A 4758-nucleotide genomic window follows, 5' to 3' on the forward strand; every position below is an offset into this window, starting at 1 on the left:
CCTCATCAATTGGTATCGCTATTAAAAACTCTATCGCTGAATATATTAATGAAATAGAAATTGGTGAGCCGGTGCGTTATAATTAAAAATTGAAGTTGTATTATTTAGTTTTAAATAAATAATTAAGGCACTTACTATCCCCGTACAAGCGCTAGTGACTGTTGTGAAAACATTGAGAAATAAACTTTCCTGAACAAAGTTGTATCCTTTATAAAAACCACAGATAGGGATAAATAATATTTTTATCTTGGCATGAAGTTCTGCTACCAATTTTCGTGCGTCCTCATTTTCTGACACAAGGTTATTTAATCTAGTGAATGCCGCCTCTGAGGTACTTAGAGACGTTGAGAATACTTCTAAATCTATTTCAGATAATGAATTTACAAAATTAACTGCATTGTCAAAAAAAATAGGTTCTATGTTTTGGGACATCGTTATAAGTGCTATGTGGTTCGCGGTTAGTGTATGTTTGTTATCTGCCATAGTATTGTTCCTTCATTATGGATGAGAATAGTAATAATTTGCTACGCAATGTGCTCTCTATTTCTCGATAGCACAGACTGCTTCTCTATTTATACAAATGAGAGTATTCAAAATACAACCTATATTTTACGTAATTCAAAACAGTTACTGTAACCAATTTAGGGTTGTAAGCTGGAACCGCCAAAATTTTTGTGAGGCCGTTTACAGAAAACAGATGAATAGTTGGTGATATCACTGTTGGCAAGGCTCTCCACTCTGTGATTGTTATGAGTCACCAAGAATGAGAAACCAAAATAGATAGGGGGCATTGTTGAGAATTAAACCAGAAGCACTCAAATGATATGGTGAATATAGGCTCTCAGCCTATTTTTATATGGTACTGGCCTGTCCGATAAGCCCCCCTCTACGGGGGCGCATGCTGGCAGACACTAGGCATCAATAGTTTATTAATTAGTGCGATAAAATTGCCGTGACGCGTCACATCATTAATTAAATTTGTGGTGTAACGCGCTGTGTTCGTCTCTTTGATGCATAAAAGGCTTGTTGTTCAATAGGCTACTTTTTAAGCCGAGATTTTTTACTCAAGTAAAACCATAGATTTATATAGAAGTTTTCTTGAAAAGTGCATAGCATACTGTATATAAACACAGCATGCGTGAGTGCTGGGAGATTATTAGGTGATGGATTTAGATGGGCTAGTTTTGCTTGAACGTATAGACCTCATAGCTAGAATGTCAGCCGGTGATGAGATAAAAAATAGAGACCGGGAAGTGGCACTGGTGTGGATTGCTGAATTAGCTGTAGAAGCTAAAAATATCTATTTAGACGGGGCGGGAGAGACCGGTTTACATTCTTTACGCTGACTTTTAGCGCTGCATGCATATAGTGCATGATTCCGCATGTTAATCCCCTCTCCCATTTTCCCAGCTAGCCCCAGTCCCGGCGCGGTTCTCGATACCTCATGCAATTGCATGAAAAGCGACCTGCAAAGCGCGCAGGCGTGGCGGGGATAGCATTGCGCGCAAAGGGTTTTGATACCCTTATTTATCGATCTTGGGCGGGCCGTGGTGCTGCGTTCTGCTGGGTCGGGTCAATGCGTGTTCATGGGGCGTGACGCGCGTCTGGTGGCGTGTGGTACAAGGTGTTGGAATTGCTACTTTTCAGGCGTGAAATGTCATCCCATGAGTGGGGTAACTAATCTGAGTTGATTGAAAACACAACGGGCAGAAAAAGCAGATGTCGCTGGCGCAAAAATTTTCACCCTCTTCTGCCGTTCAGACCAGATGATGCCGCCTTTGCCATACCAGCATACGGCTTGGAGGAAGAGGCTTCCCTGAAAATACCGACCTTTGAATGGTATGATGTGCCGGCCTCTCAACCAACACCGCCGGGCCACCTTCATCAACCACATGCGGTTATCAACTGAACACTTAATGTCATTATCCCTCTCCGTCATTTCTCCCTATGCTCACTCAGACGACCCGGACATCGTACCTGCGAAAGCGCATTGGTCTGGGGCGACCTTTTCCCTTCAGGAGAAACCAAAATGGCCCAAACTCACTTGTCTGCCCATCCCGGAGAGCCTGACAGTCGGCTTGATACTACTCTACCCCCACCTGCGCTGCGCGAATCCGCCGGAGGGGCCATTCAGCTTAGCGAACTCGGCACGAAAAAAACCGTAAATGTCGATATTCTTCCCTGGCCCGGAATGGCCGGAGGTCAGTATGTCACTCTGCGCTGGTGGGGGTCCCTACCCGACATCAATCTGTTGGGGCCCACCTATAATAAAGGCAAAGCCGTGTCGGCAGGCACCGTGGGTAAAGTCATCACCTTCCCGGTCGATATCGCCGCTTATCTGGCGCCCTATGCCGATGGGGGTAAATTGTACCTGAGCTACGATGTGGATGGCGTCTACTCAGAGGAAGAGCACATTGGGGTGGATGTCTCGCCGGTGAGTCAACTGGCCGCCCCGGAGATTGAAGAAGCGCTGGCGGGTGAAATTGACCCGCTGGAGCCGGAACTCCTCACCCTGACCGTCCCACCTTGGCCCGGAATGGCAGCAAAAGACAAACTGAGTTACCTCTGGCGGGGTACCCCCCCGTCGGGCGACCCGGTGACACTGACGGACAGTATGCCTGTACCAACGGCACTGGTCGGTGAGCCAGTCAGTTTTGACTGCGAGGCGGTAGAGGGTGCGCAGCCGTTTGACGGCGGGACGGTAGAGGTCTGGTACGAGGTGGAGCCGGTTGCCGGTGGCGACACACAGGTGTCATTACATCAGACTTACCGGGTGGGTGAAGCCGCCCCGCTGACCGCCCCAGTGATAGAGGAGGCAGACGGTGACCAGCTTGACCCGGAAAGACTAATCGGCGGGGCCCAGGTGCGTATCAGCTACCCGCTGATAGCCGCCGGAGATAGGGTACAGCTGGAGTGGATACCCGTTGATGCGGCGGGGACTCCGGGGCAAGTATACAAGTCGCCGGCCAATTTGGTGAGCGCAGTGGACGTTGCCCAGGGATATATCCGCGTCCAGGTGCCGACCGCCCAGATTGACCCCTATCTGGGGGGCTCAGTGGACCTGCGCTACGCGGTCAACGACGACAGGCTGTCGGCCATGACGCACTACGGTATCCAAAAACTGGTTCATGTCGGCAATCTGTGGGTGGTGGGGGCCAGAGGTAGTTCGACCTCTTATCATCAGGGCTCGGGCTGTCTGGTGGCCCAGGACCAGACCACCCGGGCGCTGCTCGAGGCGCACTGGCAGTATGAGGGGCTGCCCGAGGTGAGCACTGGCGTGCGCTTTATCGATACCCACCCGGAGCGGGTGCTGGTCGTCAGCGTCGGCAACGAGGTGGTGCGGTTACGACCGCAGAACATAGCCCTGTCTAGTGGTGCCTGTGCGGTGGTGCTCAATGATGGTAGCGTGGCGGCCTGGGGGGGTTACGATTACCCGGGCGACGCAGCCACTGTGGCCAGCCTGCGCGATATTGTCCAGGTGATCGGGGGCCAGTCTACCTTTGAGGCACTGGGCGCCGACGGCAGCGTGGCAGCCTGGGGGTATGACTTCGCCGGGGGCAAAGTACCACCAGCGGTAGCGGGCCTGCGCAATATCGTCCAGGTGGTCGCGGGGGGGAGTGCCTTAGCGGCACGGTGCGCGGACGGCAGCGTGGTGGCTTGGGCGAAGGATGCCAATAATGGGGGCACAGTGCCGCCGGCGGTGGCGGGCCTGCGCGATATTGTGCAGGTGGTTGGGAGCTTGTCGGCCTTTGCGGCGCTGCGGGCAGATGGCAGCCTGGTGGCTTGGGGAAATCCCGACGATGGGGGTACTGTATCGCCGGCAGTGGCGGGCTTGCGCGATATCGTGCAGGTAGTCGGGGGTGATTATGCCTTTGCGGCGCTGCGTGCCAACGGCAGCGTGGTGGCCTATCCCTACTACGCGTTCGGTGGCGACACGGCCTCAGTGGCGGGCCTGACCGATATTGTGCAGGTGGTCGCGGGGGAGACTGCCTTTGCGGCGCTGCGCGCCAACGGCAGTGTGGTGGCATGGGGGAGCCCAGACAGTGGGGGCGCGGTATCGTCGGCAGTGGCAGGCCTGAGTGATATTGTCCAACTGGTCGGAAGTGGGAGTGCTTTTGCGGCGCTGCGGGCGGATGGCAGCGTGCTGGCTTGGGGGGATCCTGCCCGTGGGGGGGCGGTTTCCAAGGAGGTGGCTGACCTGAGCGATATTGTCCTACTGGTCGGGAGTTCGTATGCTTTTGCGGCTCTGCGCGCCAACGGCAGCGTGGTGGCTTGGGGGAATTCTGACCTTGGCGGCACAGTACCGGCCGATATTACCGCACTGCATAACCTACGGGCAGTCTACGGCGGTTACGGAGTCCTTGCCGTACTGGATGATGCCGGTGTTCCAGCCTCTTGGTCGTCCGTGACGGGCAGCCCCCCTGCTGGGGTGGCGGGCAATGTGAGTTACACCCTGCCGGAGCGGCCCAAATTGCGCCAGCTGAAATAACTGCTCTACGAGCGGGGGGACAGTGGAAGTCCCCCGTCTTATGACGTGAAAAAGCCGCCCGGTTTGGCGGCTATGATGCTCAAAAATATCAATTAACTATTTGCAAACTTGAAACGCTGCCAGCTTGTTTTCATCCGTAAACCGTGCGGCGACAAAGCCATCTTTAACCAGTGAGTTGATAATGCCAAGCGTTGTTAAATATTGTGCAAAAGTAGACCAAGGGATCGGGGAATTATGGTGTAAAAGTGCACCACCCTGATTATTGGTAA

At 53.2% G+C, this 4758-nt stretch carries 3 protein-coding genes; 2 read left to right on the top strand and 1 reads right to left on the bottom strand.

Annotated elements, in window-relative coordinates:
• Nucleotides 1–45: 45 nt before the first annotated feature.
• Nucleotides 46–483: a hypothetical protein gene (locus tag FTA91_RS09665; RefSeq protein WP_145583242.1), complete on the bottom strand. Its 438-nt coding sequence runs from the start codon at nt 481–483 to the stop codon at nt 46–48.
• A 680-nt stretch (nt 484–1163) separates the two neighbouring features.
• Between FTA91_RS09665 and FTA91_RS09670 the strand changes: the two genes are divergently transcribed.
• Together FTA91_RS09670 and FTA91_RS09675 are read left to right on the top strand one after the other, a co-directional pair.
• Nucleotides 1164–1346, top strand: coding sequence for a hypothetical protein (locus FTA91_RS09670; protein WP_145583246.1), 183 nt, complete (start codon nt 1164–1166; stop codon nt 1344–1346).
• A gap of 683 nt (nt 1347–2029) precedes the next feature.
• Nucleotides 2030–4489, top strand: coding sequence for an RCC1 domain-containing protein (locus FTA91_RS09675; protein WP_145583244.1), 2460 nt, complete (start codon nt 2030–2032; stop codon nt 4487–4489).
• The last annotated feature ends 269 nt before the right edge of the window (nt 4490–4758 follow it).

This window comes from Yersinia thracica (genome assembly GCF_902170565.1).
Classification (GTDB): Bacteria; Pseudomonadota; Gammaproteobacteria; order Enterobacterales; family Enterobacteriaceae; genus Yersinia; species Yersinia thracica.